Annotated in this window: 25 protein-coding genes, 1 tRNA gene and 2 pseudogenes; 17 read left to right on the forward strand and 11 right to left on the reverse strand. The window is 69.5% G+C overall.

Annotated elements, in window-relative coordinates; genetic code table 11:
- Positions 1-66: 66 nt before the first annotated feature.
- Both FNV62_RS47845 and FNV62_RS47850 read left to right on the forward strand, forming a co-directional pair.
- Positions 67-471, forward strand: coding sequence for an actin-binding ADF family protein (locus tag FNV62_RS47845; RefSeq protein WP_063818438.1), 405 nt, complete (start codon positions 67-69; stop codon positions 469-471).
- Between the two features lie 194 nt (positions 472-665).
- A complete protein-coding gene (locus tag FNV62_RS47850) occupies positions 666-1,631 on the forward strand; it encodes a helix-turn-helix domain-containing protein (protein ID WP_164331875.1) in 966 nt (321 codons plus the stop codon).
- Here the strand turns inward: FNV62_RS47850 and FNV62_RS47855 are convergent.
- Positions 1,606-2,103, reverse strand: coding sequence for a peptidoglycan-binding protein (locus FNV62_RS47855; protein WP_143604350.1), 498 nt, complete (start codon positions 2,101-2,103; stop codon positions 1,606-1,608). The genes FNV62_RS47850 and FNV62_RS47855 overlap by 26 nt on opposite strands.
- Positions 2,104-2,343: 240 nt before the next feature.
- Between FNV62_RS47855 and FNV62_RS47860 the strand changes: the two genes are divergently transcribed.
- A complete protein-coding gene (locus tag FNV62_RS47860) occupies positions 2,344-3,348 on the forward strand; it encodes a helix-turn-helix domain-containing protein (RefSeq protein WP_164657676.1) in 1,005 nt (334 codons plus the stop codon).
- Here the strand turns inward: FNV62_RS47860 and FNV62_RS47865 are convergent.
- The gene (locus FNV62_RS47865) at positions 3,249-3,671 is read right to left on the reverse strand and encodes a hypothetical protein (protein WP_143629718.1); all 423 of its coding nucleotides are present in this window, start codon (positions 3,669-3,671) and stop codon (positions 3,249-3,251) included. The two genes, FNV62_RS47860 and FNV62_RS47865, sit on opposite strands and share 100 nt — an antisense overlap.
- A gap of 572 nt (positions 3,672-4,243) precedes the next feature.
- Between FNV62_RS47865 and FNV62_RS47870 the strand changes: the two genes are divergently transcribed.
- From FNV62_RS47870 to FNV62_RS47890, 5 genes are all read left to right on the forward strand, one after another.
- The gene (locus tag FNV62_RS47870; RefSeq protein WP_143629719.1) at positions 4,244-4,807 is read left to right on the forward strand and encodes a hypothetical protein; all 564 of its coding nucleotides are present in this window, start codon (positions 4,244-4,246) and stop codon (positions 4,805-4,807) included.
- 494 nt (positions 4,808-5,301) lie between these two features.
- Positions 5,302-6,192: a hypothetical protein gene (locus FNV62_RS47875; RefSeq protein WP_143652402.1), complete on the forward strand. Its 891-nt coding sequence runs from the start codon at positions 5,302-5,304 to the stop codon at positions 6,190-6,192.
- 565 nt (positions 6,193-6,757) lie between these two features.
- Positions 6,758-8,500 carry a hypothetical protein gene (locus FNV62_RS47880; protein WP_143629721.1) on the forward strand — a complete coding sequence of 581 codons (1,743 nt, stop codon included), beginning with the start codon at positions 6,758-6,760 and terminating at the stop codon, positions 8,498-8,500.
- 272 nt (positions 8,501-8,772) lie between these two features.
- Positions 8,773-8,994, forward strand: coding sequence for a hypothetical protein (locus FNV62_RS56360; RefSeq protein ID WP_225900651.1), 222 nt, complete (start codon positions 8,773-8,775; stop codon positions 8,992-8,994).
- A gap of 245 nt (positions 8,995-9,239) precedes the next feature.
- Positions 9,240-10,115 carry a PhzF family phenazine biosynthesis protein gene (locus tag FNV62_RS47890; RefSeq protein ID WP_143604355.1) on the forward strand — a complete coding sequence of 292 codons (876 nt, stop codon included), beginning with the start codon at positions 9,240-9,242 and terminating at the stop codon, positions 10,113-10,115.
- A 160-nt stretch (positions 10,116-10,275) separates the two neighbouring features.
- On the opposite strand, the gene FNV62_RS47895 is transcribed toward FNV62_RS47890, so the two are convergent.
- Entirely contained in the window at positions 10,276-10,827 is a 552-nt protein-coding gene (locus FNV62_RS47895; RefSeq protein ID WP_143629723.1) for a hypothetical protein, read from the reverse strand.
- Positions 10,828-10,877: 50 nt separating this feature from the next.
- Positions 10,878-11,777 carry a LysR substrate-binding domain-containing protein gene (locus tag FNV62_RS47900; protein ID WP_143604357.1) on the reverse strand — a complete coding sequence of 300 codons (900 nt, stop codon included), beginning with the start codon at positions 11,775-11,777 and terminating at the stop codon, positions 10,878-10,880.
- Between the two features lie 147 nt (positions 11,778-11,924).
- Between FNV62_RS47900 and FNV62_RS47905 the strand changes: the two genes are divergently transcribed.
- Genes FNV62_RS47905 through FNV62_RS58215 form a run of 4 tightly spaced genes read left to right on the forward strand, consistent with a single transcriptional unit; the run spans position 11,925 to position 13,886 of the window.
- The gene (locus FNV62_RS47905; RefSeq protein WP_060899495.1) at positions 11,925-12,935 is read left to right on the forward strand and encodes an aldo/keto reductase; all 1,011 of its coding nucleotides are present in this window, start codon (positions 11,925-11,927) and stop codon (positions 12,933-12,935) included.
- Positions 12,936-12,964: 29 nt separating this feature from the next.
- The gene (locus tag FNV62_RS47910; protein WP_143629725.1) at positions 12,965-13,378 is read left to right on the forward strand and encodes an SRPBCC family protein; all 414 of its coding nucleotides are present in this window, start codon (positions 12,965-12,967) and stop codon (positions 13,376-13,378) included.
- 13 nt (positions 13,379-13,391) lie between these two features.
- Positions 13,392-13,706, forward strand: a complete 315-nt coding sequence (locus FNV62_RS47915) for a hypothetical protein (RefSeq protein ID WP_143629727.1) — start codon at positions 13,392-13,394, stop codon at positions 13,704-13,706.
- 48 nt (positions 13,707-13,754) lie between these two features.
- On the forward strand, positions 13,755-13,886 hold the full coding sequence (locus FNV62_RS58215) for a hypothetical protein (RefSeq protein ID WP_382148763.1): 132 nt from the start codon (positions 13,755-13,757) through the stop codon (positions 13,884-13,886).
- Positions 13,887-13,896: 10 nt separating this feature from the next.
- Here FNV62_RS58215 and FNV62_RS47920 read toward each other — a convergent pair whose 3' ends face one another.
- Positions 13,897-14,637 carry an SDR family NAD(P)-dependent oxidoreductase gene (locus FNV62_RS47920; protein ID WP_205522479.1) on the reverse strand — a complete coding sequence of 247 codons (741 nt, stop codon included), beginning with the start codon at positions 14,635-14,637 and terminating at the stop codon, positions 13,897-13,899.
- A gap of 184 nt (positions 14,638-14,821) precedes the next feature.
- Here FNV62_RS47920 and FNV62_RS47925 point away from each other — a divergent pair, with 184 nt between their 5' ends.
- Entirely contained in the window at positions 14,822-15,436 is a 615-nt protein-coding gene (locus FNV62_RS47925) for a dihydrofolate reductase family protein (RefSeq protein ID WP_143604360.1), read from the forward strand.
- An 84-nt stretch (positions 15,437-15,520) separates the two neighbouring features.
- Here FNV62_RS47925 and FNV62_RS47930 read toward each other — a convergent pair whose 3' ends face one another.
- Positions 15,521-16,609, reverse strand: a complete 1,089-nt coding sequence (locus FNV62_RS47930) for a trypsin-like serine peptidase (RefSeq protein WP_143656606.1) — start codon at positions 16,607-16,609, stop codon at positions 15,521-15,523.
- Between the two features lie 453 nt (positions 16,610-17,062).
- Between FNV62_RS47930 and FNV62_RS47935 the strand changes: the two genes are divergently transcribed.
- Positions 17,063-17,971: a hypothetical protein gene (locus tag FNV62_RS47935; protein WP_143629733.1), complete on the forward strand. Its 909-nt coding sequence runs from the start codon at positions 17,063-17,065 to the stop codon at positions 17,969-17,971.
- Between the two features lie 142 nt (positions 17,972-18,113).
- On the opposite strand, the pseudogene FNV62_RS47940 reads toward FNV62_RS47935, so the two are convergent.
- From FNV62_RS47940 to FNV62_RS47955, 4 genes and pseudogenes are all read right to left on the reverse strand, one after another.
- Positions 18,114-18,266, reverse strand: a pseudogene (locus tag FNV62_RS47940) (transcriptional regulator); the annotation flags it as partial.
- Positions 18,267-18,486: 220 nt separating this feature from the next.
- A complete protein-coding gene (locus FNV62_RS47945) occupies positions 18,487-18,885 on the reverse strand; it encodes a VOC family protein (RefSeq protein ID WP_225900652.1) in 399 nt (132 codons plus the stop codon).
- A gap of 410 nt (positions 18,886-19,295) precedes the next feature.
- A tRNA-Met gene (locus FNV62_RS47950) sits at positions 19,296-19,369 on the reverse strand.
- A 206-nt stretch (positions 19,370-19,575) separates the two neighbouring features.
- Complete coding sequence (locus tag FNV62_RS47955; RefSeq protein ID WP_413083901.1) at positions 19,576-20,187, reverse strand: LysE family translocator; 612 nt, start codon at positions 20,185-20,187, stop codon at positions 19,576-19,578.
- 152 nt (positions 20,188-20,339) lie between these two features.
- On the opposite strand from FNV62_RS47955, the pseudogene FNV62_RS56370 reads away from it, so the two are divergent.
- The 3 genes and pseudogenes from FNV62_RS56370 to FNV62_RS47970 all read left to right on the forward strand — a co-directional run.
- Positions 20,340-20,525: pseudogene (locus FNV62_RS56370) on the forward strand (3-oxoacyl-ACP reductase); the annotation flags it as partial.
- Between the two features lie 505 nt (positions 20,526-21,030).
- Positions 21,031-21,234, forward strand: coding sequence for a cold-shock protein (locus tag FNV62_RS47965; RefSeq protein WP_060899524.1), 204 nt, complete (start codon positions 21,031-21,033; stop codon positions 21,232-21,234).
- A 192-nt stretch (positions 21,235-21,426) separates the two neighbouring features.
- Complete coding sequence (locus FNV62_RS47970) at positions 21,427-21,918, forward strand: hypothetical protein (protein ID WP_143629736.1); 492 nt, start codon at positions 21,427-21,429, stop codon at positions 21,916-21,918.
- A gap of 216 nt (positions 21,919-22,134) precedes the next feature.
- Here the strand turns inward: FNV62_RS47970 and FNV62_RS47975 are convergent, their stop codons facing one another.
- Positions 22,135-22,551, reverse strand: a complete 417-nt coding sequence (locus FNV62_RS47975; protein ID WP_143629738.1) for a hypothetical protein — start codon at positions 22,549-22,551, stop codon at positions 22,135-22,137.
- Positions 22,552-22,757: the final 206 nt, after the last annotated feature.

The raw sequence follows: 22,757 nt of genomic DNA on the forward strand, positions 1-22,757 counted from the left end.
ACCTCCCGGGGAGCCGGTTCGTTGAGCCGCATGGCCTGCTCTCCCAATGAATCAGAAGGACTCGTCGTGAGCGGTGGTATCCCAGTGGACGACAGCTGTGTCAGCGCCTTCCAGGAGCTGAAAAGCAGGCGGGACATCAACACAGTGATCTACCGGCTCAGCGACAACCTGGAGACCGTCATCCCGGACGCAAAGGGGAACCTGACACACGACGAACTACTGAAGGTCCTGCCGGCAGACGAGCCCCGGTACGTCGTCCACGACCTGCTCTTCGCAACAGCGGACGGGACCCGTCAGGAGAAGATCGTGCTGATCTCCTGGTGCCCGCCGGGGACGAACGCCGAGGAGAGGATCGCGCACTTCTCCGGCTACAGCACACTCCGGAACCTGCTCGACGGTGTCCAGGTCCACGTACAGGCCACAGACCTGTCCGACATGGAGTACAAGGCGCTTGTCTCCCAGGCCTGTTGACCCACCCCTCCCCCTGGCGGCGGTGACGCGGTCCGGATCGACGACATGCCGGATCGGTGGGGCCGACCGGGACCAGCGCCCGGACCGTCCCGCTACCCGTTCGCCCGTCACTGGTCGGACGGAAGTGGCTCGGCGCGCTCGTACGATGGCGCGGTGGGGGCAGGCCCGCTGCCCTTTCGGGGTGGGAGGAGCGGATGGCAGCCCGTCGGCGGCGCGAGCACGACGACGTACCGGTGGAGTTGCAGCGGCTGGTGGGGGAGTTGCGGCAGTGCAAGGACCGGTGTGAGCTGAGCCTGGCGTCACTCGCCGCCAAGACCGGATTCAGCGTCAGCTCCTGGCAGCGCTACCTCGGTGGCCGCTCGCTGCCTCCCTGGGAAGCCGTCGACGCGCTGGGCCGGCTGGGGCAAGCGGAACGCGGCAGATTACGGGTGGTCTGGGAAGCGGCTGCCGAAGTCTGGGCGGATACCGACCGACCCGGTACGGCACTGGACCGGGGCCCGTCACCGAAGGCTGAAGCGGGGCAGCAAGGGGCCGGCCCGGCGGAGCAGGAAGGGACTGGCTCTGCGGGGCAGGAAGCGACCGGCCCGGCGGGGCAGGAAGCGGGGCCGCATACGACGGCACGTTCACGCGGCCGACGGCATGCGGCGGTCGCGGCGGTCGGGACGTGTGTGCTGGCGGCCGTATTGGCGGCCGTATTGGCATGGCATCACTGGGGTGGAGACCACGTGCCGGTTCCGCAGGGTGCGCCGACCGGCGCACCGGCCTGGCCCTGGCCGCTGCACTCGACGGCGCCCGGGTCGGGTACGCCGTGTGGGCCGGTCGGTTGCCGGGGACTCGATCCGTATCGGCAGCGGTGCGACCAGGACGCGGTCTCGGTGCACCGTCTCCGGGCGCTCGGGCGGACCCTGACGCTGCGCTGGAGCCCGGCCTGTCACGCCGGTTGGGCCGAGGTCCAGCCGGCCCGGGGAACCTCGGGGCTGCTGGTCGCCGGGGACGACGGAGCACGGCAGACGGCGCCCGCGGGTGCTGCGTGGACGGCGATGATCCCCGGCGGACCCGATGCGACGCGAGCCGCCGTGGTCGTGGCTCACCACCAGCTGGGGGTGTCGGAGTCCGACAGCTGGGCCGACGCCGTCACCGGCGGCACTGGGCCAGGGTGACCGCGTCCAGGCGCAGTTCACGGAACCGCCCGACGTCCCAGACCTCGTAGACACCGTCCCTGTTTCGGCGCAGCGGCAGATCGAAGCGGTCTCCGTGGTACACCGTCCAGGGCGGGACGACGGCGAGACGCCGACTTGCCGTGCCGTACGTGGCCGGGCCGACGACGCCGTCCGCGGAGAGACGGTGGTTGCTCTGCCAGACGCGGGTCGCCGCCACCGTCGTGGCATCGTAGGAGCACGTGACGCTGGTGCGTGGCAGGTAGCCGTCCGCCCACAAGATCCCCTGCCACAGCCCCACCAGATCACTGGACGGAGTGTGCCCCTTCTCCAGACGCGGAGCCGCCTGCCAGTCGTCGACCGGCGGTCCCTCCCCGTGCAGGCGGCTCCCGCCGGCCGACTGGGTTCCGCCGGCGCACACCGCCGCGAGCGCCACCGCGCACACGACCGCCCTGGCCGCCTCGACAAAGCCCACCCCTCAGTCTTAGCGGCCCGTGGCAGGTCGGCGCACGCCCCCGGTGGACCTCGTACGGCATTGACCGAATACCGACCGCGGGCAGGGTGAAAAAATACAGTGATGCCGGAGATATCACCCGCCGGGCGGTCTAATCTTCTGCCCGAAGGCTGTTCCAGCAGCACATTCGCTTCTCTGCACGGTGCCGCTGTACGCACCGTGCCGCGTGCCGGACGGTGCGTCGGCCGCTGGGGGACATCGATGAGGGAATGGGTTGAGTTACCTGACGCTCTGCGACCGGATGCCCGGCGTCTGGCCACAGAGCTCAGGCGCCTCAAGGACCACAGCGGGCTGAGTCTGACCGCCCTGGCTGGGCAGACCTCGTACAGCAAGTCCTCCTGGGAGCGCTACTTCAACGGCAAGGCGCTGCCGCCCCGGCAGGCCGTCCTGGCGCTGGGCGAGCTCGTCGGAGCCGAGCCGGCACGGCTGACCGCTCTGTGGGAAGACGCCACGATCGCATGGAAACAACGGGGTGCTGCGGAACGGGCCGCCGCCACGGCACCGGCCGACTCCGTGGATGACGAACCCCGCAGCACACCGGCGCCGGTCGCGCGCCCGTCCCAACCCGCGTTGCACCGTCGGGGACGGGTCGCGATCGCCGCGGCATCACTGCTCGCCTGCGCGGGCGCCGGTGTGTTCGTCGCCCTCGACCAAGGTTCTGGTCCCCGGGACCCTAACGGCCGGGAGATTGCGGCGAGTTCACCGACCCGGCAGCTGGAGACCAGCTGTTTCAGCGACAGTTGCACTGCGAAGGACCCCAAGCAGACCGGTTGCGCCGGTGACGCGTGGACCGCAGCCCTCACCAGGATCCACGGTGTGTACGTGGAGCTGCGGTACAGCGACGCCTGCAAAGCCGCGTGGGCCCGGATCAGTTGGGGACGCCCCGGCGACGTCGCCCAGGTCGTCGCCGACCACGGCCGAACCCTGCAGGCGAAGGTCCACTACGACACCGACGTCTACACCGCGATGACGGTGGCGATGACCCCGTCCGGCGCCAGGGCCACCACCCTGACCGTCGGCGACCACGGCTGCACGCGGCCGGGCGGTACCGAGCGGCTCACGGAACCCCCGAATCCCCCGACGACCCCGTCGCCGCTGCGGTACGGTCAGCCGCGGACCGCCTTGAGCAGTACCTCGACGTCGTTCCCGGAGTGCCAGCCCGTCTCGTACTTGGGGCTGTGGTGGCGGGTGCTCGTCCAGGAGTAGTAGCGGAACCACGTCTGGTCGAGGCCGTTCCAGTGGGCGTACCCCGTGGCCACGTTCACCCGGGCGTACTTGCCGTCCGTCTTGTTGTCCCAGATGTAGAGGGCAGCGCTGGTCTGCTGCCTTCCGCCCACCTTCCGGTCGCACTCCATGTACCGCACGCCGACGGAGTTGTGGTCCGCGGAGATGGACTTCCACTTGGAGCAGGTGACGGCACTGGCAGCGGAGTTCGGCGAGGCGGCGGTCGCCACGGCGGAGGTCGCGGCGATCCCGGTGACCGCGGCGAGCGTCGCACAGGAGAACGCGATGCGGATGCGTACGTTCATGATCGTTTCGAATTCCTTCGTTCCGGGTCCGGGGCGGCGAGTCCTTGCGTGCCGCCCTTTGCTCCTCCGACGGTGGCGGTCCCGCCCCCGAGGCCGCTAGGGGCAGCCGGGAAGTGACCGTTTCCCGGGAAGCGGCAGATGCTGACCTGCGGGAACTCCACTCGCGGAGACAGAACGGGGGGACGGCTGGGACGGTGGGCGATCGAACAGGCCGGGCGGAAACACGGCTGGGAGACGGTCGTTCCGCGCGCGGCTGCTGCACCGCCTCTACAGGGTCCGCGGACGATGGCCCCTCTCTTCCATCCGCAACGGCCGCCGGGGTTGATCACGAAGCAGGTCGCAGCGCGGGCTGTGTCCGGCAGGCCGCTGCTCAGGCCGGCCGGTTTATGCCTGGGGCATACCGTTCGACGGTTCGAACATCTCAGCGATGAGGGCGTTGCGCCGGCGTATTCCTTGGCGGCGCGCGCCGAGGCCGCTGCCCCTTGTGATCACACAGGGTGAAGATGCCGTGTGACTGGGGCGAATATTGCGAGGTCGTTCCCTGACACTGTGCGGCCTTCTAATCTCAGCTCATGGACTGGTTGATGGCCGCGTGGGTGGGGGTGGCTGGTGGTGCCACCATGGAGGCCGTCGACGTCATCAAGTCCGTCAAGTGGCACCGCAAGATGCCATGGAACGTGCAGCCGGACACGATCGAGCCTCCTCGGCGTCGGCCCGATGTGCGGCCGGGCGAGGAGCAGTTGCCCGCGCCCGGCTGGCCGGGCTATTGCGTCGCCGCGGTGCTGCGGTTGTTCGTGAGTGGGGCCCCGACCGGCGCCCTCGCGGCGACCTACCCGCACAGTGTGAACCCGCTCGTGGCCTATATGGTCGGCTTAGGGGCACTGTCAGCTGTTCAGCAACTCGCCACGCTGGTGCCACTGGCGGTCAAGAGCGCCGGCCGGGCCGCCTTGGGCGGTGTGGCCGAGGAGGCACAGCAGCAAGCCCTACAGGGGCAAGCGCAGCAGGCGTACGGTTACGGCCACGCCAACGGTGTTCCTCTCCGGCCGCAGGCAGCAGGTCCTCCCGCAGACAGTGCGCAGCCGGACACAGGCATCACCGCGCCACAGGGATCATCAGACGCAGGGGGGCAGGTATGACGCCGGCCGCTGAATCCTTCGCCGGCCGCGTCCTGGCGGTCATCTCGCGCCGGTCACCAGGCTTTCGGCCGCCCACCGGGTCGTTCAGGCCGGTCGACACCGGGGCGCGGACCGTCATCTCGCCAACTCCTTCGCCCTCCAGCACTTCCGAACCGCCCGAAGGAACCCGAGCCGGCACGAACCGCGCTGCGGCAAGGCCGAGCGGCGTCGCGAGCCCTCGTCGACCTCCCCTTGCGCGCCGTCTGCTGACTTCTGTCCTGGGCATCCGGCCACACCCGGCGAAGGCGTCCGACGCATCCGTGCGGAATGAGTCGCAAGGGGAGACGAGAGCACAGCTCACCGACCGCACGAGCAGCCCCGTCCCGCCGCCGCACACACCGAGCGCGCGACCACGGGCGCGAGAGGAGGGACGCCCCGGGCGCGAGGGCGCCGGTCTGCCGCACCGCGAGCCGGGCGAGGACCGCCGGGAACACCGCTCGCGGTGGCAGGACCCGATTCCGCAGCACCTGCTGAGCGAGGACCGCCAGGAATACGAGCGGATCCTCGATGAGGCGCTGCGCTCCGCCCCACACCGCCCGGAACTCGCCGCTGTCGGCCGGCGGCTCAATGCCGAACAGCTGCGCACGATGGCGGTCAACGCCACCGCACTCATCACGGCGGCCGCGGCGACCGAGTACGCGCACTATGCCAATGTCCGCGAGGAACTGAGCCGCCGGGCGCCGTCCCCCCGGTCGTCCGCCGACGCGTCCGGCTCCGCCTCCGGCTCCGCGGAGCCCGGCGCGGGCGCGATGGGGCTCGCCGCCACCATGGGAGAGCACGACGAGACCGCCGGAGCGGGCGCGATCGCCGTCGTCGCGGTGCTCGCGCCCGTCCTGGCCGGAACAGCCGCGGCGATCTTCCTGCTCGTGGGATTCGTCCTGAAGGTCCTCACCCCCGAGCTGGCGTTCGCCCAGACCCTGCTGACCGCCGGGTGGGTCTTCGGCGCGGTCACGGCGGCCGCGATCCTGGTCGCCGCGGTCGGGCTGCTGCTCACCGCTCTGCGCAACGGCTCGTCCTCGCTCCGGGCCGGAGCGCCCGGCGAGCTCGACGCGGAGGTGGCCCGGGCCAGGGAAGCCTGGCGCGAGGCCCTGCTGGAGCGCGGCATCATGCCGTTCCTCCGGGAGGCCCTCGCCGATCCGGGCTCGGCGGCACTGACCCGTCCGTCACCGACACCGACCACCGGCCGCATGCCGCACCTCGGCTACGACCGGCCGGGGTTCAGCAGCCCCGACGGCGGACCCGCGGCCGGCCCGCGCCCGAGCTTCACCAGCCCGGACTTCACCAGCCCGGACTTCGGGGGGCCGGCCGAAAGCACCCCGTCCACGGGGCCCGAACAATCCGACTGACCAACGCCCGACTCGGGCGTCACCCCCGGACGCCGACCGGATTGAGCGTGCGCTCTGGACGGCGACCCGGAACGCCCGGCCGACGCACGCCAGTTGCAACGGACCGGGCGTAGGTTTTCGGCCACGTATGGGACCTCTTGGACGAGGTCTCCTCGAGGACGCCTGATGGCGTCGCTCAGCGCCGACGGACGCCATGTCGCCTTCGAGACGGCGGACCAGCTGGACCCGAACCACGACTGGACGCCCGCCGCGTCGCCTTCGTCTCGGCGGCCACCAACCTCGTCCCCGGCGACACCGTCGACGTCTTCGTCGGGCCAAGGTCATGAGACACATCGAGACTGGTCCACGAGTGAGACGGATCTGAGGTCCCCGCCACACTGCTGACGAGCAGGGACAGCCGGTGGTGGTGCGCAACGGCTTGCACCAGCCGAGGAATGCCACCTCAGCGGCCGGGACTGTGGAAAAGGCGCAGGGACACGATGGCAGGTTGTCTACCTGCCCCGTTGGAAGGCTGTCCGCCGCCTTGCCCGGGCCCGTTGTCAGTGGCGGCGCTTATGGTCCGATCATGAGTATTCCCGCCGTTGAGGACTCGTGGGGCCGTATCGACGCGTGGCTGTTGCGGCACGCGCCCGTCAGCCACGCCCTGTTGCGGCCGCCGGCGGCGCCGTCGGACATCAGGGCTGCCGAGCGCGCGCTCGGGGTCCGGTTCCACTCCGACCTGGTGGCCTCGTTGAGCTGCCACGACGGTGTGGAACTCCAGCCGGGGGCGCCCGTGTTGACACATTACGGCCCGCTGTCCTGCGTCGCCGACATCGTCAAGAGCACCTCGTTCCTGCGCGGCATCGGCGCGGACGTCCCGGACGACGAAGCCCTCGACGAGGATGGCGAGGAGGGCGACGACGACGAGCTTGCCACGTACTGGCATCACGACTGGCTGCTCGTCACCCTTGGCATCGGTTGGCAGTCCTCCGACGGCCTGTTCCTCTCCTGTCACCCCGGCCGCAACTGGGGCCGTCTCGGCCGCTACTTCGACGAGGACACGCCCTCCTTCACGGGATGGGCGTCCCTGCGCCACGCACTCGCCGACCTCGCGGACGCCCTGGAAAGGGGCCGCCCGTTCGACGGCCGGATACCGCTGGCGTACGAGGGCGCCCTGCTGTGGGAGGCCGAGACGACCGCCGTCCCCGACCCGGTCTCCCCGCTCGCACTTGCCGCCGAGTCCGCCGAACCGGAGCCGGAGCCGCCGGCTCCCTCAGAGCCGCTCGTTCCGGTGGGCCGGTCGAGCGGCGCGTACCTCGCGTTGGTCCGGCACAGGATCCCGTCACCGCCCCCGCCGAACCAGCCCGACGTCGTCTTCGCGGAGCACCTCACGCCGGCCGAACTGCTGCGAAGGCTGGGCGCGATCCCCGACACCGTCCGCCCGCGTACGCGCGCCCGGGCCCGGAAGGCGGCGGACTCGACGTGGGCGGCGTACCGTCCGATGGTTCGCGCGGGCAGCGTCGGCGGATGGGCGTACGCGACCCAGGAGGGTGGCGCCGCCCAGTTCGCCCGCCCTGAGGTGCTGCGCAGAGTGTCCGCGGGCACGCGCGCGGTCGCCCTGACCAGACGGGGGCCGGAGGTCCAGGTCACGGTCGCCGAGGACGGCGTACCGGGGCCGGAGGACGTGCGTCATGTCCTGTCGCCGCGCGAGGGCGGCGGTGACCTCTGGCCCGGGTCGACGGCGGCGTACGCCCGCTTCCTGGCCGGACTGGAGGAGGAGTTCGGCATCACGTACCGGCCGGACGACGATACGGACGCGGAGCTGACGAGCGCTCTGCTCCTGCCCGTGCTGGAGGACGTCGACAGGGCCGCCGGCCAGTACGTCGGCACAGTCCGGGACTTCGACTTGGCCGCACTGATCGAACGGACACCGCCGGCCCGGCTGCGTACGGCGATGGCCGCTCAGTTGAGGCGACTGGCGGCGGAGACCCGGTTCGACGTGTACGACGAAGTGAGCGACGCGTTGGCCCGCACCTCTTTCGGCGAGACGGTCGACCTCACCCCGGACAGCCTCCTTGACCTGCGTATACGTACTCTCACCGCCGAGGCGTGGGCGGCCCGGCAGAGGGTGAGCGGGCAGCGCGCCTGGCGCGACGACAACGACCCCGTGACCCAGTCCGATTTCAGCGCGTGGGCCCTGCGCGTGGAGGCGGCTCGCGCACTGCGCGAGTTCGTCCATGCGGGGGCGCCGGCGGCTGCCGCGACGATCCTGAGCCGGCGGATGTCCGCGCACTGGAGGGCGGAGTTGGCGGCGGACCTGGAGGGGTGAGAGGCCTGCCGATGCCGGCGAAAGACTGACGTGGCGAGCTTGAGCGGGGCCGCCTCTATGTGGGAACGACCGCAGTCGGCGGTGCCACAGCGAGCCGGAGGGTGATGTTTGCGTGTCTGCCGGCTGTTTCGGGCGTTGGGCCGGGCGTGAAGATCACTCGCTTCGGCCTCATCCTCGCGGCGGCGCTTTCCGTCGCCCCTCTCGCAGCCGCAGTGCCGGCCGGCGCGGCGACGCGCGGAGTCGATTCCCACTGCGGCACGTACATCTGCGTCATGACCGCACATCAGAACAAGTTCGTCCAGGACATCACCGTCTACACCAAGGACGGCCTGCCTGGGACTCTGCGTGCCTACTGGGGTGAATTCCGCTCTCCTCGAGTCAGCGCCGCGTCCCACAAGTGGACGGTGGGCTACGAGCAGTCCAACCGTCTCGTCTGCGGCGGCCTGGAGCGCGACGGCCGCACCATCGAGGACAACATCTGCGTCACCATCTAAGAGACCGCGCGGATCGGGGCGGTGGGGTACCTCGGTGACAGAACGGCTTCGCCCCTGGTGATCGCGGAGTTGCGACGCTCTGTGATCACCGGGGAGACCTGTGCCCCCGTTTCCCTCATGGCTGACCGAACCGCTCGGGGACCAATTCACGGCCATGTATCGATGTGCGGCTCCCCGCAGGGGCCCATGCTCGCCTCCACTCGCGTCCAGGAATAGCCGCGAGCACGCCCCGCGTTGCCGCAAGCATGACGACGAATGCGCCGCGACCCGAGGTACTGCGATACACCGCCTTCTCCAGTGCCCCTGACGGTGGAAACCCCGCCGGTGTCGTGCTGGATGCCACCGCCCTGGACGACAATGACATGCTGGCCATCGCCGCCGACCTCGGATACTCGGAGTCCGCGTTCCTGACCGCGCCCCCGGAGGGCCTCGGCGGCCAGGAGGGACGGGCGTACAGCATCCGTTACTTCAGCCCCAAGGCCGAGGTGCCGTTCTGCGGGCACGCCACCGTCGCGACCGCCGTCGCGCTCGCCGAGCGGATAGGCCCCGGGGAGCTGGTGTTCGCGACGCGCGTCGGCGCCGTGCCGGTGGAGGTGGCCGAGGAGGGCGGGACCGTCAGGGCCACTCTCACCAGTGTCGAGCCGCACATCGAGGAGATCGCCGACGCCGACCTCACGGAGGCACTCGCCGCGCTCGGCTGGCCGGCCGCCGATCTCGACCCCGCCTTCCCGCCCCGTATCGCGTTCGCCGGTGCCCGCCATCTCGTTCTCGCGGCGGCGACACGCGCGCGCCTCGCAGATCTGGCGTACGACTTCGCGCGCCTCGAAGCCCTGATGCACCGCTTGGACCTGACCACGGTCCAGTTGGTGTGGCGGGAGTCGGCCACCGTCTTCCATGTCCGTGACCCGTTCCCCGTCGGCGGCGTCGTCGAGGACCCGGCAACCGGCGCCGCGGCCGCCGCGTTCGGGGCGTACGCCCGTGAACTCGGCCTGGTCCCCGAGGACGCCGTCCTCACCCTGCATCAGGGCGAGGACCTGGGCCGCCCCGGCGAACTCACGGTGATGCTGCGCGCGGGTGACGCGCGCGTCCGTGTCAGCGGCACGGGAGCTCGCATCAGCTGAAGCGCCGGCCCGCTTTGCGGCCGTTCGGATCGGCGTCACGGTGAGGGTGATCCGAACGGCCTTATCTCAGCCAGGTGGTCGAGAAGCCCGGCCGGAGAAACCGGGCGCGTAACCTTCCCGGCTGGTACCGGGCGACGACGCCGAAAGGGCGGAGCCCGTTCTATCCCTGCTGCTCTCCCTGCCCATCCTCCCGCTGCTGAGCCTGAGTGCGCCGGTCTCGCAGCCAGTTGTCGATGACCGCAAAGTCCGTATCGATCAGGCCGATCGTGGAATCGACACGATGGAGAAGCGCGTGCCCGCGATGGCGTGTTGACACCCATGTCTGATCGAGCTCGGTGATCGAGTCGTCGACCCAGATGAACGGGCGCCCCGCTGCGGCTTGGACGAGGGCTTGGGTCTTCCAGTTCAGCACGCCGACCTCGTACTCCTGCGGCGCGTCTGGCAAGTCGGCCACCGGAAGCTCAGGCAGACCGAGCAGCGGAGCTATCACCTCGTTGGCACTTTCCATCCATGCGGTGGCCCACATCAGAACGCAGGGCAGCGCGAGCAGACGCGGACCGTGTCCGAGGTCGATCTTCGCCAGCTGAGGATTCGATACGTCCTGCCACTCCTCCCATCCTTGAGGGGTCGAGGGGAGCCGCGCTCCGCGATAGGGCAGAAGCGTTCCATCGACATCCAGGAAGAGGAGCGGGCGCTCTGCGTGGTCGGGCATGGCCGCACGGTATCGGCTCTGTGCCAGGGCGAGCGGCTGTTGGACAGGCCCTAGGCGGTGCTGCTGGTGCGCAGGACTGTGGCGCGGAACGATGTCACCAGGGGCCGCAGGTCGACTCGGTGCCATGCGGCCCACAGCTGGATGCATGTGTCATGCCAGGGAAGCTCGCGCACCGCGACATCCTCAGTGGTGGCGCGCACCATGCTCTTCTGCACGAGTGCGAGGCCGAGCCCGGACGCGACCAACCCGAGCGCGGTCAGTGGCTCGGCGGCTTCGAGGCGGATGTCGGGGGTGAAGCCGGCTGCCGTGCAGGTGGCGACGAACGTGTCCCGCCAGGCGGGGTCCTGGGCATTCTCGACTGCGATCCACGGCTGACCATCGAGGTCCCCGGGAGTCACCTTTTCCTGGTCGGCGAGTGGATGCCCCGCGGGCAGGGCCAGGAGCAGCGGGTCCTCGAGCAGGGGTGCGGCCAGTAGGTCAGGGTCATCCGTGGTCGGAGGCTCATGGACGAGCGCGATGTCGAGGCTGCGCTGCCGCAGGCCCTCAAACTGCTCGATGGGCGAAAGGTTGTACAGCGCGACGTGGATGCCGGGGCGTTCGTTGTGCAGAGCGCGCAGTGCGCCGGGCAGGATGCCGGTGTGCATGGCGTCGGCGACGTAGCCGATGCACAGGCCGCCCTCTTCTCCCCGACCCAGCCGTCGGCCCAGGTTCTCCAGACGATCAGCATGCCGCAGTAGCGCACGGGCTTCGGCCAGGAACACCTGGCCGTCCCGGGTGAGCCGGATTCTCTGCTGACCCCGCTCGAACAGGGTGAGGCCCAGGTTCTGCTCGAGTTGCGCGATCTGCCGGCTGAGTGGTGACTGGGACATGTGCAGCCGCTCGGCGGCCTGGCCGACGTGTTCGGTCTCGGCGACGGCGACGAAGTAGCGGAGTTGCCGCAGGTCAAGCATGTCAGACCTCTAGGGACTCAAGTGTGTCCAAGTAAGTCTTGGACAGTCTCAAGTCTAGATCCTAGCCTCGAAGGTGTCAGACAGACGGACCGCGCGAACGGCGCATAAAGCACATCCGTCGCAACTCGTACAGCAAGGATCCGCACCATGGCCATCAAGTCCTTCCTGCCCGGTCGCCTGGGCTTCGGCACCGCACCGCTGGGCAACATGTTCCGGGCCATACCCGACGAGGAGGCCGCGGCCACCGTGGACGCCGCCTGGGACAACGGCATCCGCTACTTCGACACCGCGCCCTTCTACGGCGCGGGCCTGTCCGAGATCCGGCTCGGTGAAGCCCTGGCCGGCCGCCCCCGCGACGAGTTCGTCCTGAGCACGAAGGTCGGCCGCGTCATCCTCGACGAGATCGAGGACCCCGCTGCCCGCGACCTGGGGGAGAAGGGCGGACTGTTCGAACACGGACGCCCCAACAAGATCGTCAACGACTACTCGGCCGACGCCACGCTGCGCTCCATCGAGGACAGCCTCAAGCGGCTGAACACAGACCGCCTCGACATCGTGTGGGTGCACGACGTCGCGCAGGACTTCTACGGCGACGAGTGGCTCGCCGCGTACGAGACCGCCCGTACCGGCGCATTCCGGGTCCTGCAGAAGCTGCGCGACGAGGGTGTCATCAAGGCCTGGGGCCTTGGGGTCAACCGGGTCGAGCCCCTGGAGCTGACGCTGGACCTCGACGAGCCGAAGCCGGACGCGTTCCTCCTCGCCGGCCGCTACACGCTGCTCGACCATGAGCGCGCCCTGCAGCGGCTGCTGCCGGCCGCGGAGGCCCAGGACGTGGACATCGTCGTCGGCGGACCGTACAGCTCCGGCGTCCTGGCCGGCGGGCAGCACTTCGAGTACCAGAAGGCCCCCGCCCCGGTCATCACCAAGGTGGAGCACATCAAGGCACTGGCAGGGCAGTACGGCGTCGGCATCAAGGCGGCCGCGCTACAGTTCTCCCTTGCTCACCCCGCGGTCGCCGCGGCCGTCCCCGGTGCCTCCCGGCCGAGCCGCATCGTAGAGGACGTCGCCGCACGCGGCGAGAAGGTCCCGGCTGCCTTCTGGACGGCTCTGCGCACGGAGGGGCTGATCGCTCAGGACGCCCCCGTACCCAGCGCCTGACCTCTACCTCACCCGTTCAGGAGACGACCATGGCGACTACGACCGCAACCATCGACATCCCCGCGCCCGCCGCGCGCGTCTGGCAGCTCATCGGCGGCTTCGACTCCCTGCCCGACTGGCTGCCCTACATTCCCACGAGCACGCTCAGTGAGGGCGGGCGCGTCCGCAGCCTCGCGAACGAGGAAGGCGGCGTCATCGTCGAACGCCTCGAAGTGTTCGACAACCAGGCGCGCACGTACAGCTATTCCATTCTCCAGGCCCCGTTCCCCGTCACCGGCTACCGCTCCACCCTCACCGTGCACGAAGTGTCCGGCGGGCAGAGCCGTGTGGAGTGGTCCGGCACCTTCACACCGGCAGGGGCGAGCGAAGAAGAAGCGATCACCCTGTTCCACGGCATCTACGCCGAGGGTCTGGCCGCGCTGAAGAAGACACTCGACGCGTGAGCACGGACACGGGATGCTCGGTGGCGCCGACTGGCGTCGCACAGTGAGCGGACCTGCCAAGGTCTACCTGCTGTGGCACGTACACCACCAGGCCGAAGAAGACGGAGCGATTCGGCACTTCGCAAACCCCGATGACTTCTGGTCCGACGAAGAAGCCGGCGACGACGTCAAACACCTCGGCACCTATTCGAGCCGCGAGGCCGCGCAGAAACGCATCGAACGGGCCCGGAGGCTCCCCGGTTTTACGGACGAGCCCAACTGCTTCTACATCGAAGAGGCAGCGATCGACGAGGACCAATGGACAGAAGGGTACGTAACGGAACCCTGACAGGTGTCGGTGGGCGATGAGGCGGCAGGCCCGTTCGAGGAGCGTTTCTTGGATGTCCAGCCCGGCGTCGTGGCGCGTGTCGCGACGGGCGATGGCCGGCACGACGTCATGGGCGCGGACCCGGACGCGGTGGGCGTCGTGGTCGTAGCCGCGGTCGGCGAAGAGTTGGTCGCGGAGTAGAGCTCGCGTGTCAGGCGGTGAAGCCGCCGTCGACGTGGATCGACGCTCCGGTGATGTAGGCGCCGTCCGCGCTTGCCAGGTGGGCGACGGTGGCCGCGATCTCGGCCGCTTCCGCATAGCGGCCGACAGCGGTGAAGCCGGCGATCATCTCGGCGTTCGGCCCGTCGGCGGGGTTGGCGTCCGTGTCGGTGGGCCCGGGGTGCACCAGATTGACGGTGACTCCCCGCGGGCCGAGTTCCCGGGCCAGGCCCTTCGTCATCCCGACCAGAGCCGTCTTGCTCATCGCGTACAGCGCCAGTCCGGGGAAGACCGCACGCTCGGCGACATTGCTGCCGATGCTGATGATCCGGCCGCCCTGGTCCATATGACGCACTGCGGCCTGGGACGCAGCGAACGGCGCCCGGACGTTCACCGCCAGAGTGCGGTCGATCTCTGCCGACCTCAGGTCTTCAAGTGGGCCGACGAGGAAGACCCCGGCGTTATTGACCAGGATGTCGAGTCTGCCGAACGTCGCGGCGGCCTCGTCGACCGCGGCGGTGAGTGCTTCAGGGACCGCGCTGTCGGCTTGGACGGCAAGGGCTCGGCGTCCTCTGGCCTTGATCTGCTCCACGACCTCGCCGGCGCGTTCCGCGTTGTTCTCATAGGTCAGGACGAGGTCGGCGCCTTCTTCGGCCAGGCGTAGTGCCACAGCGGCACCGATACCCCGGCTGCCGCCCGTGATCAAGGCCACGTTTCCTTCAAGTCGATTCATGGGGTTGAGCATTGCTGGCACCCGTGTCGGAAGCTGGCGGGAATCCGACCTGGCGTTCAACCGTCCGGATCGCACCCTCTGGCGGGCGGAGCTGTCGAGTGTCGCCGGGCATGTCGAATACTCCGGATCCCGATCGACGTGAGAGTAGAGGCAGCACATCCCAGGACTTCAGGAGCAACCCATCGTGACCGTAACCGCGGACATGGCCATCTCCCTCGACGGGTGCATCGCCGGCACCGACGTCGCCATCGACAACCCGGGAGGCGATGGCGCCGAGCCGCTCTTCGAGTGGATCCACAACCTGGCGAGCTGGCGGCAGCGTCAGGGCATGACCGGCGGGGAGGAGAACCGCGACTCCGCGCTGATGCGCGAGTGGTTCGATGCCACCGGAGCGGTGGTCATGGGGCGGATGATGTACGACACGGGCGAGGAGTTCTGGGGTGACAACCCGCCGTTCAGGACCCCGGTCTTCGTGCTCACCCACCGTCCCCGGCCGGCCCTGGTCAAGGAGGGCGGCACCACTTTCACCTTCGTCACCGACGGCATCCACAGCGCCCTCGACCAGGCGAAGGCTGCCGCCGGGGACAGGAACGTCGACATCGCGGGCGGGGCGAGCACGGTGCAGCAGTACCTCAGGGAGGGGCTCATCGACGAGTTGCAGCTGCACGTGGTGCCCGTGCTCCTCGGAGAGGGACTGCGCCTCTTCGAGGGACTGGGCGCCGGGCGGCGGAACCTTGAGCCGGTCAGGGTGGTCGACACACCCCTCGCCACCCACGTGAAGTACCGCTTCGTGAAGTGACCCGTCACGGACGACGCTCGGTCCCGGGCCGGGTGGCGCCGATGTCGGTGTACATGGTGGTCTCGCCGTCGAACCAGCACACCATCAGGTCGAACTGGTTGGATCCGGTGAAGTCGCCGACCGTGATGGTTCGCGCGTGTGTCCAGGTGCTGTTGGATGCCACAGGTGCCGCTCGGGGTCGAGACCGCCCTGTCCGTTGCCGGGGCGGAGCGTGACCTCGCCGTCGGTCCACACCACGATCATGTCGCTGTGCCCGGTGTGGCGGAAGTTGCCGGAGGCCAGGAGCCCGGTGTGCTGCCAGGTGCCCGCCGAGCCGGGCAGGAGCGGTCTGTCCGTCGACGGTTGGTAGGGCGGTCTCGCGCCCACCGTGCGATGGGCGGCGGCTTCGTTGAACAGGGCCTTGGCGTCCTTGCCGTAGATGGGCGCGTACGTCACCCAGTCGTCGTTGGCGTCGTTGCCACCTCCGTTGTACCCGCCGGTGTTGCCGACGACCTTGCCGGTGCCGGTGGTGCGGTCGTAGTCCTCGATCCACGGGCCGCCGGAGACCCCTCCGTAGAAGCCGGTGCAGGCCATGCGCACCTGCCGGTAGCCGGGCAGGCGCGAGGTGGTGACGGGGCAGCGGATCGCCTGATGCTTCGCATTGACGCCTTCGGAGCTGGGATACCCGATGACCGTGACCTTGTGGGTGAATTTGGTGGTGGGGGTGAACGTCAGAGCGCCCGTCACGTCCTCCACTTTGCCCCGGCTGTTGGGACCGACCTGCGCGAAGGCCAGGTCCAGGTCGGAGGTGGGCTTCTTGGTGTTGGCCGCGTAGCGCGGATCGATGTACATCTGCGAGACCGGGAAGACGCCGCGCGGTTGGTTCGCGGCGGACAGACCGTCGCGGTACTGCGGCACGAAGATGCGGTGGGTGGCCCTCTGCAGACCGCGGCCGCAGTGCCCGGCGGTCAGGACGATGTCATGGGCGGCCGTGTGCACCACGCTGCCCGTGCAGTACGTGCTCTTGCCGCCCAAGGGCCTGCCGTCGTAGAAGAACGTGCCCACCATCGGGTGGCCGCCGAAGTGCTCGGGACGGGGCGTGCCGGCCGGGGGCGTGCTGCGCGGGCCGATGAGGGGCGCCGAGGCCGCGGGGGTCCGGCCGGGCGGGCTGTCGATCGGGACCGCGTTGTCCATGCGGGTGGCTGTCCAGTACTTCTCCTCCTCATTCAGGCTTGGGCCGCCGCCGGAGGAGGTCGGGGACACAGGCGGGTGGCTGGGCTGCGCGGGTGTCGGCGGCGCCGAGGGGGCAGGCGACACTGCCACCGCCCCGGGCCCTGTCGGACGGGCCGTGGGTGCAGCGGGGACCGACGGCACCGGAGTGCCGGACTGCATCGGAGTGCCGAACGGCACCGGAGTACCGGTGGCGGCAAGCGCCTGGCCCGTGCCGAGTGTGCCCGCGCACAGACCGAGCGCCAGGGCCGGAATCCATCTGGAACTGGAACGCAACGAGGTGTCTTTCCGTCTTGGAGGAAGCCGAACGGCGGGCGATATCGATCTCACATAATCGCACATATGTTCGTTGGGGAGATTGGTAGCGTAGCGTCACATGCGGCTTGACGTCGCGTCATAAGGCAGACAGGCGAGGCGATGGACCGATTCCGCACCGCGGCAGTGGTGGCATTGCCGCTCCTGCTGCCCCTCCTGGCCGCCGGGCCCGCCTCCGCCGCCGAACCGGCACCGCTGCCGCTCGGCAGCGTCCGGTCCGTGCATCCCGGCGACACGCTGGCCGTCACCGCAGCGAGCGGACAGGCCGTGAACGGCGAGACCATTACCTCCCCGGTCTTGCTGAAGGCCGGGCGGATGCGGATGACGACACCCCGGCTGACGGCCGCCGTCACCATCGCCTGCGACGCCCGGCCCGGCACCTACCCCGTCACGCTGACCGGTGCCGGAGACACACGCCCGGCCGAGCACGGGGCCCCGTGGGCACACGTACGCGTTGAACCGGCCGACGAGGCCGCGCGTCGCGCCTGCCGGGACAAGGTCAAGAAGATGCCCCCGCCCGACCGGGAGGAACACTGGGCGGCGAACACCACGTGGCCCCAGTCGGAATGGGATGTCAGGTCCTTCCGCGCCGGCAGCCGCATCACGATCACCGACAACTACGACGAGGGAATGGACGGGGTCATCGCCCTCTCGTCCCCGGCCTTCGCCGACCGGCCCGTCCTGCGCGGCGCACGAGCGGTCCTGACCGCCACCGCCACCCTCAGATGCGACGCTGTGCCCGGCCTCTACCTCGTCTACCAGCGCACTCCCTACCAGGGCGAGAACCACCCGAACCAGCCCTGGGCCCGGCTGCGCATCACCCCTGCCTCCAGAACAACCACCTGCTCCACGCAGCAGGCGGCGCATCCCTCCGGGACATCCCGCACCGAGGTGGTGGCCTGGGCCGCGGGTGGCGGACTCCTCGCTGCCGCCGGCACGACCCTCCTCCTCAAGCGCTCCCGGTCCCGCCGTCCGAACACCCCGGGGACGCCGCCAGGTTCAAGCGGCTGATGCTGCATCAAGTGTCGGCCCAGGAAGCGGGTTCGTTTCCGAGGAGCGATGGCCTGACATGGGGCGGCCCGAGGGAGCCGCTGGACGTTGGGGAGTACTCCCTGCGGATCCGCCGGTTTGCGGCGTCGGCGCGGACCTGTTCGTACTCGACACTGACCCCGGCGAACTGCGCGGCCTCCGATCGGCGCAGCCCGGAAACCCGGCGGGCGCCGCAGCTGGGCAGCCCCGCCTGGTCGGGGGTGACCCTGGCCCGGCGGGAGGTCAGGAACTCGCGGATCTCGCTGCCGCGGTCCATGCTTTTCCAACCAGTGACGGCGTTGTCGTACATGAGACATCCATGGTCCACGAGTGCGGCACATACAGCCCCGGTCGATCGCCGCGTGTCCGCCCGAGGTGGAACCGGCGAGGTGGACGGCGACCTGACTGATCATGAGCAGCGGTGACGTTCAGTAGTTCATGACTGACAGCCGCTTACGATCTTCCGTTTGGGGTTCTGTGCCGTAGCCGTACCACTGTCACTCCCGCAGGTTCAGCTGCCAGGAGACGCCGAAGCGGTCGTTCACCCAACCGAACTTGGCGCTGAAACCGTACGAGCCCAGCGGCATCAGCTCCGTGCCCTGTTCGGCGAGGGCGCCATAGAGGCGGTCGAGCTCGGCCTCGGTGTCGCACTCGACGAACAGCGACACCGCCGGGGTGAACCCGAAGGCGTGCTTGACGTGGCTGTCGATGCACATGAACCGCTGTCCGGCGAGCGAGAACGTGGCGCGCTGGACCGTGCCCGCCTCGCCGGGGCCGTCGGCGCCGTAGCGGGAGATGTCGATGACCTCGGCGTCGTCGAACAACGACGTATAGAAGGTCAGCGCCTCCTCCGCCCTGCCCTCGAACATGAGGAAAGTGGTGATCTTCTGTGGCATCGAGGCCATGGTGCTGCCCTCCGGTTACAGGCGTCAGTCCTTCAAGGACGAGGCTAGGACCTGCCTCTGACACCGGCCTTACGGACACCGCCGGCCACCATCGTTTCGATGATCGACACTTACGCGCATGGCTGAGCCGTAGACGCGCAGCCCATGTCACTCGGAATGCCCAGCTACCAGCGCACAGAGCAACGGAACCTACAGTGCGTTGCGTGCGCGATGAGCTCCCAGCCGTACCTGCCCCAGTGCACCGTGTCGCAGTACGACTTGACCAGCCGTCCGGAACGGGGCGTCAGCCGCCCCCGCTCTTCCCTCAGAGGTGCATGCCCGGCGCGCATGCTGCCACCGCGCGCCGCGGGGCTGGACACGCCTGAGGGGCCGGCACACGGTGCCGGCCCCTCAGGTTTCAGTAGCGGGGACAGGATTTGAACCTGCGACCTCTGGGTTATGAGCCCAGCGAGCTACCGAGCTGCTCCACCCCGCGTCGGATTCCTCAACCCTACGCCAATTATCCCGGCCCCGAGACCACGATCGCCGTGGACCCGTCGGCTTACGGTCGGCGAACGCCTACGGGCGCGGCACACACCGCCCGGTGAGGAGGAAGCAGACGGGGATGATCTGGCCGGAAGCGGACAGGCCGAGCGGACGGGACCGGACGGGACCGGACCGGACGGGACCGGCTCCGACTGTCTACGACTCGACCGCCAGGCGCAGCCCCAGCCCGACCAGGACAGCTCCGGAAACCTGCTCCATCCGGCGCTGGATCGACCGCCGCTGGAGCACACCGCGGACCCGTCCGGCCAGCCAGATCAGCGGGAGGTACCAGAGCAGGTCGATCACGGCCCAGATCACGGAGAAGGCGAGCAGGGTCGGCAGTACGGGAGCTCCCTGTGGCACGAACTGCGGCAGGAAGGACACGGCGAACACGCCCGCCTTGGGATTGGCGAAGTTGGTGACCAGCCCCTGCCAGTAAGCCCGTCGGTGCGATACCGCCGCCGTTTCCGCCGGTTCCTCACCCGGGCCGCCGGGCCGCCGCGCCCGCCACAACGCGCGCGCCCCCATCCACACCAGTAGCGCGGCGCCGAAGATCCGCATCGCGTCGTAGGCGACCTGCGAGGCCAGCAGAAGGGCGGAGAGCCCCAACGCCGCCGCGATGCCCCACAGCAGCACCCCGCACTCGTTGCCCAGGACCGTGGCGATACCGCTTCTGCGGCCATTCATCACCGCGCGGCGCAGGAGCACGGCCGTACTCGGCCCCGGGACCATCGCAATCAGAAAAGCCGCACCGGTGAACGCAATCACGGAACTCAACATCAGGTCAGCCTGCCGAGCGATCGGGTGCCTCACAACCCCTCCGGGTTTGCGACAAGGGACCTCCGGCCGCCGACGGCCCGCCTTCGGCGGCCGGAGCGGTCGCGCCGGGTGGTGCGGGCGTCAGCGGCCGCGGGGTGACCCGGCAGGCCGAGACGCAGCGTGCCTTTCTCCTCATGGCGCCAGGCTGCATTCGCACCGCACTCGGGGGGCCGGACGCGCCGTTCACCGTCGAGGAGGGTGTCCAACTTCTGGTGGACATCCTGCTGTCCAGGCTGGGCACGCCCGGTCTGGCGTATTTGGACCGCTCGGGCCGGACCGTGCCCTGGTATGCCCAGCCAACCGACCATTGCGGACGGTCTGACGGCCATGGGGGGCCTTTTCACTCGAAACGTCGGCCGATCACGTGCGCCTCGTTCAGGTGGACTTCGATGCGGCGGCGTGGCCTCACCTCGGCACGCCGGATCCGGAGTGGGCATCGCATCGGCTTCCATGCACCGCATGTCCGACCCCGACCGTGTTCTGCGTCGGCTTCACGACCTGCTGCCAAACGGGCTGTTCGCGGCTGTATTGCATCCTGGACCCGCGCCGGCCACTCGGCTCGTGGTGCGCCGGCCATGGGGCCTGCGGCGGGGTCCCGTGCGAACCGTGCGGATCATGGCTGTTGCTCTCTGGCGGTAGGCAGTTTCGCCGTGTAGCGTCGCTGTCAGATGTCGTGGTTCGCAGTATCTGCCCGCGCTCCGGCGTGGGCGCTTTGCTGTGCAGTGCAGGACCAGGGCGATCACCTCCGGGTCCGCGTGGTGCGGAACCCGATATCGACTGGAAGGCACCAGCATGGCCAGCGGAACCGTCAAGTGGTTCAACGCAGAAAAGGGCTTCGGCTTCATCTCCCAGGACGGCGGCGGACCGGACGTGTTCGCGCACTACTCCAACATCAACGCCAGCGGTTTCCGCGAGCTCCAGGAAGGCCAGGCGGTGACCTTCGACGTCACCCAGGGCCAGAAGGGCCCGCAGGCGGAGAACATCACGCCCGCCTGACCTCGCGGGCAGGACGTGTGTCAGGGTCCCGGAGCACGTGCTCCGGGACCCTGATGTGGCTCTTACGGTTACTTGCCGATCCACGCAGGTCCGCCGGGACGCGGTGAACACGCCCCGCCTGGTTTCCCCGGTGTGGGCCGGAGCACGCTTCGAGCGCGGCGGGCCTGTTGAACGGCCGGAAGGACGCGCGGCATGACCGGCCTCCACGTCAGCGAGGAGCCAGCCGAGGAGCCCGCCGAGCACGGGCGCTTCGCCTGCTACCTACAGGCACTCGAGGCCGTCGCCGAGGCGGACGAGGCCGATCTGGTGGCCGCCGTCCTGCGCGACCAGGACATGACGATGGCGGACAGCGCAGTGTGCCGTCATCTGGATCGCCGGGCTGCCGACTTGCTGACCGGCCCTGCGTTCACGACTTGGGCCCGGTCAATGATCGAGGTGTTCGCGGATCGCGACTTCCTCACCCTCCGTCTGCGCGAGTGGACCCTGCTCAGAACCATCGCCCTGGGCAAGCCGTGGGCCGCCGAGGATCTCACCAGCGCATCCGACTGGTTCCAGCGCACGGCCACAACCACGCGGTTCGTGGTCTCACCCGAGGCACTCAGCCTGCTGGCCGAACGCGGACGCACCCGCCGCGTACGAAACGCAGCGAGCCGTCAGCCGCAACGCCGGGATCAGCCCAATTGACTTGATCCACAGCCCTTGACGATTCCTCGTGCCGTTGCAGAGCGGCCCTTGGCGAGGCGCTCCGGACTCGGGTCCGCGCCGCTGCTCGCTGTGGTCAGTGTGACCGGGCGCCGTAGTGGGGGCCCGTGCGGCCAACTACGGCGCTCACCATCCCCGATGAGGCGGGGCAAGGCCATGCTCGGACGGCCTTGCGGCGGCGAATGATGCTCGGGTGCGTCAGGGGGCAGTGGGAGTAGTGAGACCAGTGGGTGCTGTGAAGGTGGTGACGAGGGCCCGGGCGCGGTTCCGGAGGGCTTCGTCCTGGCGAATGATGCGGTTTTCCACTCCCGAGCGGATGATCCGCGCGTCGCCGTCGGCGAGGGCGGACAGTCGGCGCAGGTGGTCGGCGGTCAAGGCGGCGACACCGAGGGCCTCCAGGGCGTCGCAGGCACCTGTCGGGTCGGCTTCCTGTTCGGCGGACCACAGGACGGCCGAGGCGAGCGCCGTGCGGTCCAGCGAGGCGGGTTCCGCCACGGCTATGAGGGCCGCTACCGCTGCCGGCACCTGCACGGGATTGTCGAGCAGGGTCTTCAGGCGGGAGGTGAGCGGACGCCCCGCCGGGCCGAGGAGCGCCGTCGTACGAGCGGCCCGCACCGCCGACCACTGGGATCAGGAGTTCTGCGCATGCCGCCCAGCAGTCCTCCCCAACTACTTCGCGCCGGTCACGATGGGAACCCTAGGTCGCGGTCCCGTCGACGAGCAGGCGTCGCGCACCGACCCTGCCCACCTCGGTGGTCGTCCGCGAAACGGCGTTGTCAGTGGTCGCCACTATGTTCAGTCGTGTCCCGCCGGAGTGGCGT

It is taken from the genome of Streptomyces sp. RLB3-17 (assembly GCF_007113425.2).
GTDB classification, from domain to species: domain Bacteria; phylum Actinomycetota; class Actinomycetes; order Streptomycetales; family Streptomycetaceae; genus Streptomyces; species Streptomyces mirabilis_D.

What these genes read in the sequence shown, in the direction of transcription:
- FNV62_RS47895 (WP_143629723.1), bottom strand. Translation starts at nt 10,827, where the DNA reads ATGCCCGACCACGCAGAGCGCCCGCTCCTCTTCCTGGATGTCGATGGA.
- FNV62_RS47870 (WP_143629719.1), top strand. Translation starts at nt 4,244, where the DNA reads ATGGACTGGTTGATGGCCGCGTGGGTGGGGGTGGCTGGTGGTGCCACC.
- FNV62_RS47965 (WP_060899524.1), top strand. Translation starts at nt 21,031, where the DNA reads ATGGCCAGCGGAACCGTCAAGTGGTTCAACGCAGAAAAGGGCTTCGGC.
- FNV62_RS47915 (WP_143629727.1), top strand. Translation starts at nt 13,392, where the DNA reads ATGCTCGGTGGCGCCGACTGGCGTCGCACAGTGAGCGGACCTGCCAAG.
- FNV62_RS47930 (WP_143656606.1), bottom strand. Translation starts at nt 16,609, where the DNA reads ATGGACAACGCGGTCCCGATCGACAGCCCGCCCGGCCGGACCCCCGCG.
- FNV62_RS47890 (WP_143604355.1), top strand. Translation starts at nt 9,240, where the DNA reads ATGACGACGAATGCGCCGCGACCCGAGGTACTGCGATACACCGCCTTC.
- FNV62_RS56360 (WP_225900651.1), top strand. Translation starts at nt 8,773, where the DNA reads ATGACCGCACATCAGAACAAGTTCGTCCAGGACATCACCGTCTACACC.
- FNV62_RS47920 (WP_205522479.1), bottom strand. Translation starts at nt 14,637, where the DNA reads ATGAATCGACTTGAAGGAAACGTGGCCTTGATCACGGGCGGCAGCCGG.
- FNV62_RS47910 (WP_143629725.1), top strand. Translation starts at nt 12,965, where the DNA reads ATGGCGACTACGACCGCAACCATCGACATCCCCGCGCCCGCCGCGCGC.
- FNV62_RS47970 (WP_143629736.1), top strand. Translation starts at nt 21,427, where the DNA reads ATGACCGGCCTCCACGTCAGCGAGGAGCCAGCCGAGGAGCCCGCCGAG.
- FNV62_RS47860 (WP_164657676.1), top strand. Translation starts at nt 2,344, where the DNA reads ATGAGGGAATGGGTTGAGTTACCTGACGCTCTGCGACCGGATGCCCGG.
- FNV62_RS47900 (WP_143604357.1), bottom strand. Translation starts at nt 11,777, where the DNA reads ATGCTTGACCTGCGGCAACTCCGCTACTTCGTCGCCGTCGCCGAGACC.
- FNV62_RS47905 (WP_060899495.1), top strand. Translation starts at nt 11,925, where the DNA reads ATGGCCATCAAGTCCTTCCTGCCCGGTCGCCTGGGCTTCGGCACCGCA.
- FNV62_RS47945 (WP_225900652.1), bottom strand. Translation starts at nt 18,885, where the DNA reads ATGCCACAGAAGATCACCACTTTCCTCATGTTCGAGGGCAGGGCGGAG.
- FNV62_RS47935 (WP_143629733.1), top strand. Translation starts at nt 17,063, where the DNA reads ATGGACCGATTCCGCACCGCGGCAGTGGTGGCATTGCCGCTCCTGCTG.
- FNV62_RS47880 (WP_143629721.1), top strand. Translation starts at nt 6,758, where the DNA reads ATGAGTATTCCCGCCGTTGAGGACTCGTGGGGCCGTATCGACGCGTGG.
- FNV62_RS47850 (WP_164331875.1), top strand. Translation starts at nt 666, where the DNA reads ATGGCAGCCCGTCGGCGGCGCGAGCACGACGACGTACCGGTGGAGTTG.
- FNV62_RS47865 (WP_143629718.1), bottom strand. Translation starts at nt 3,671, where the DNA reads ATGAACGTACGCATCCGCATCGCGTTCTCCTGTGCGACGCTCGCCGCG.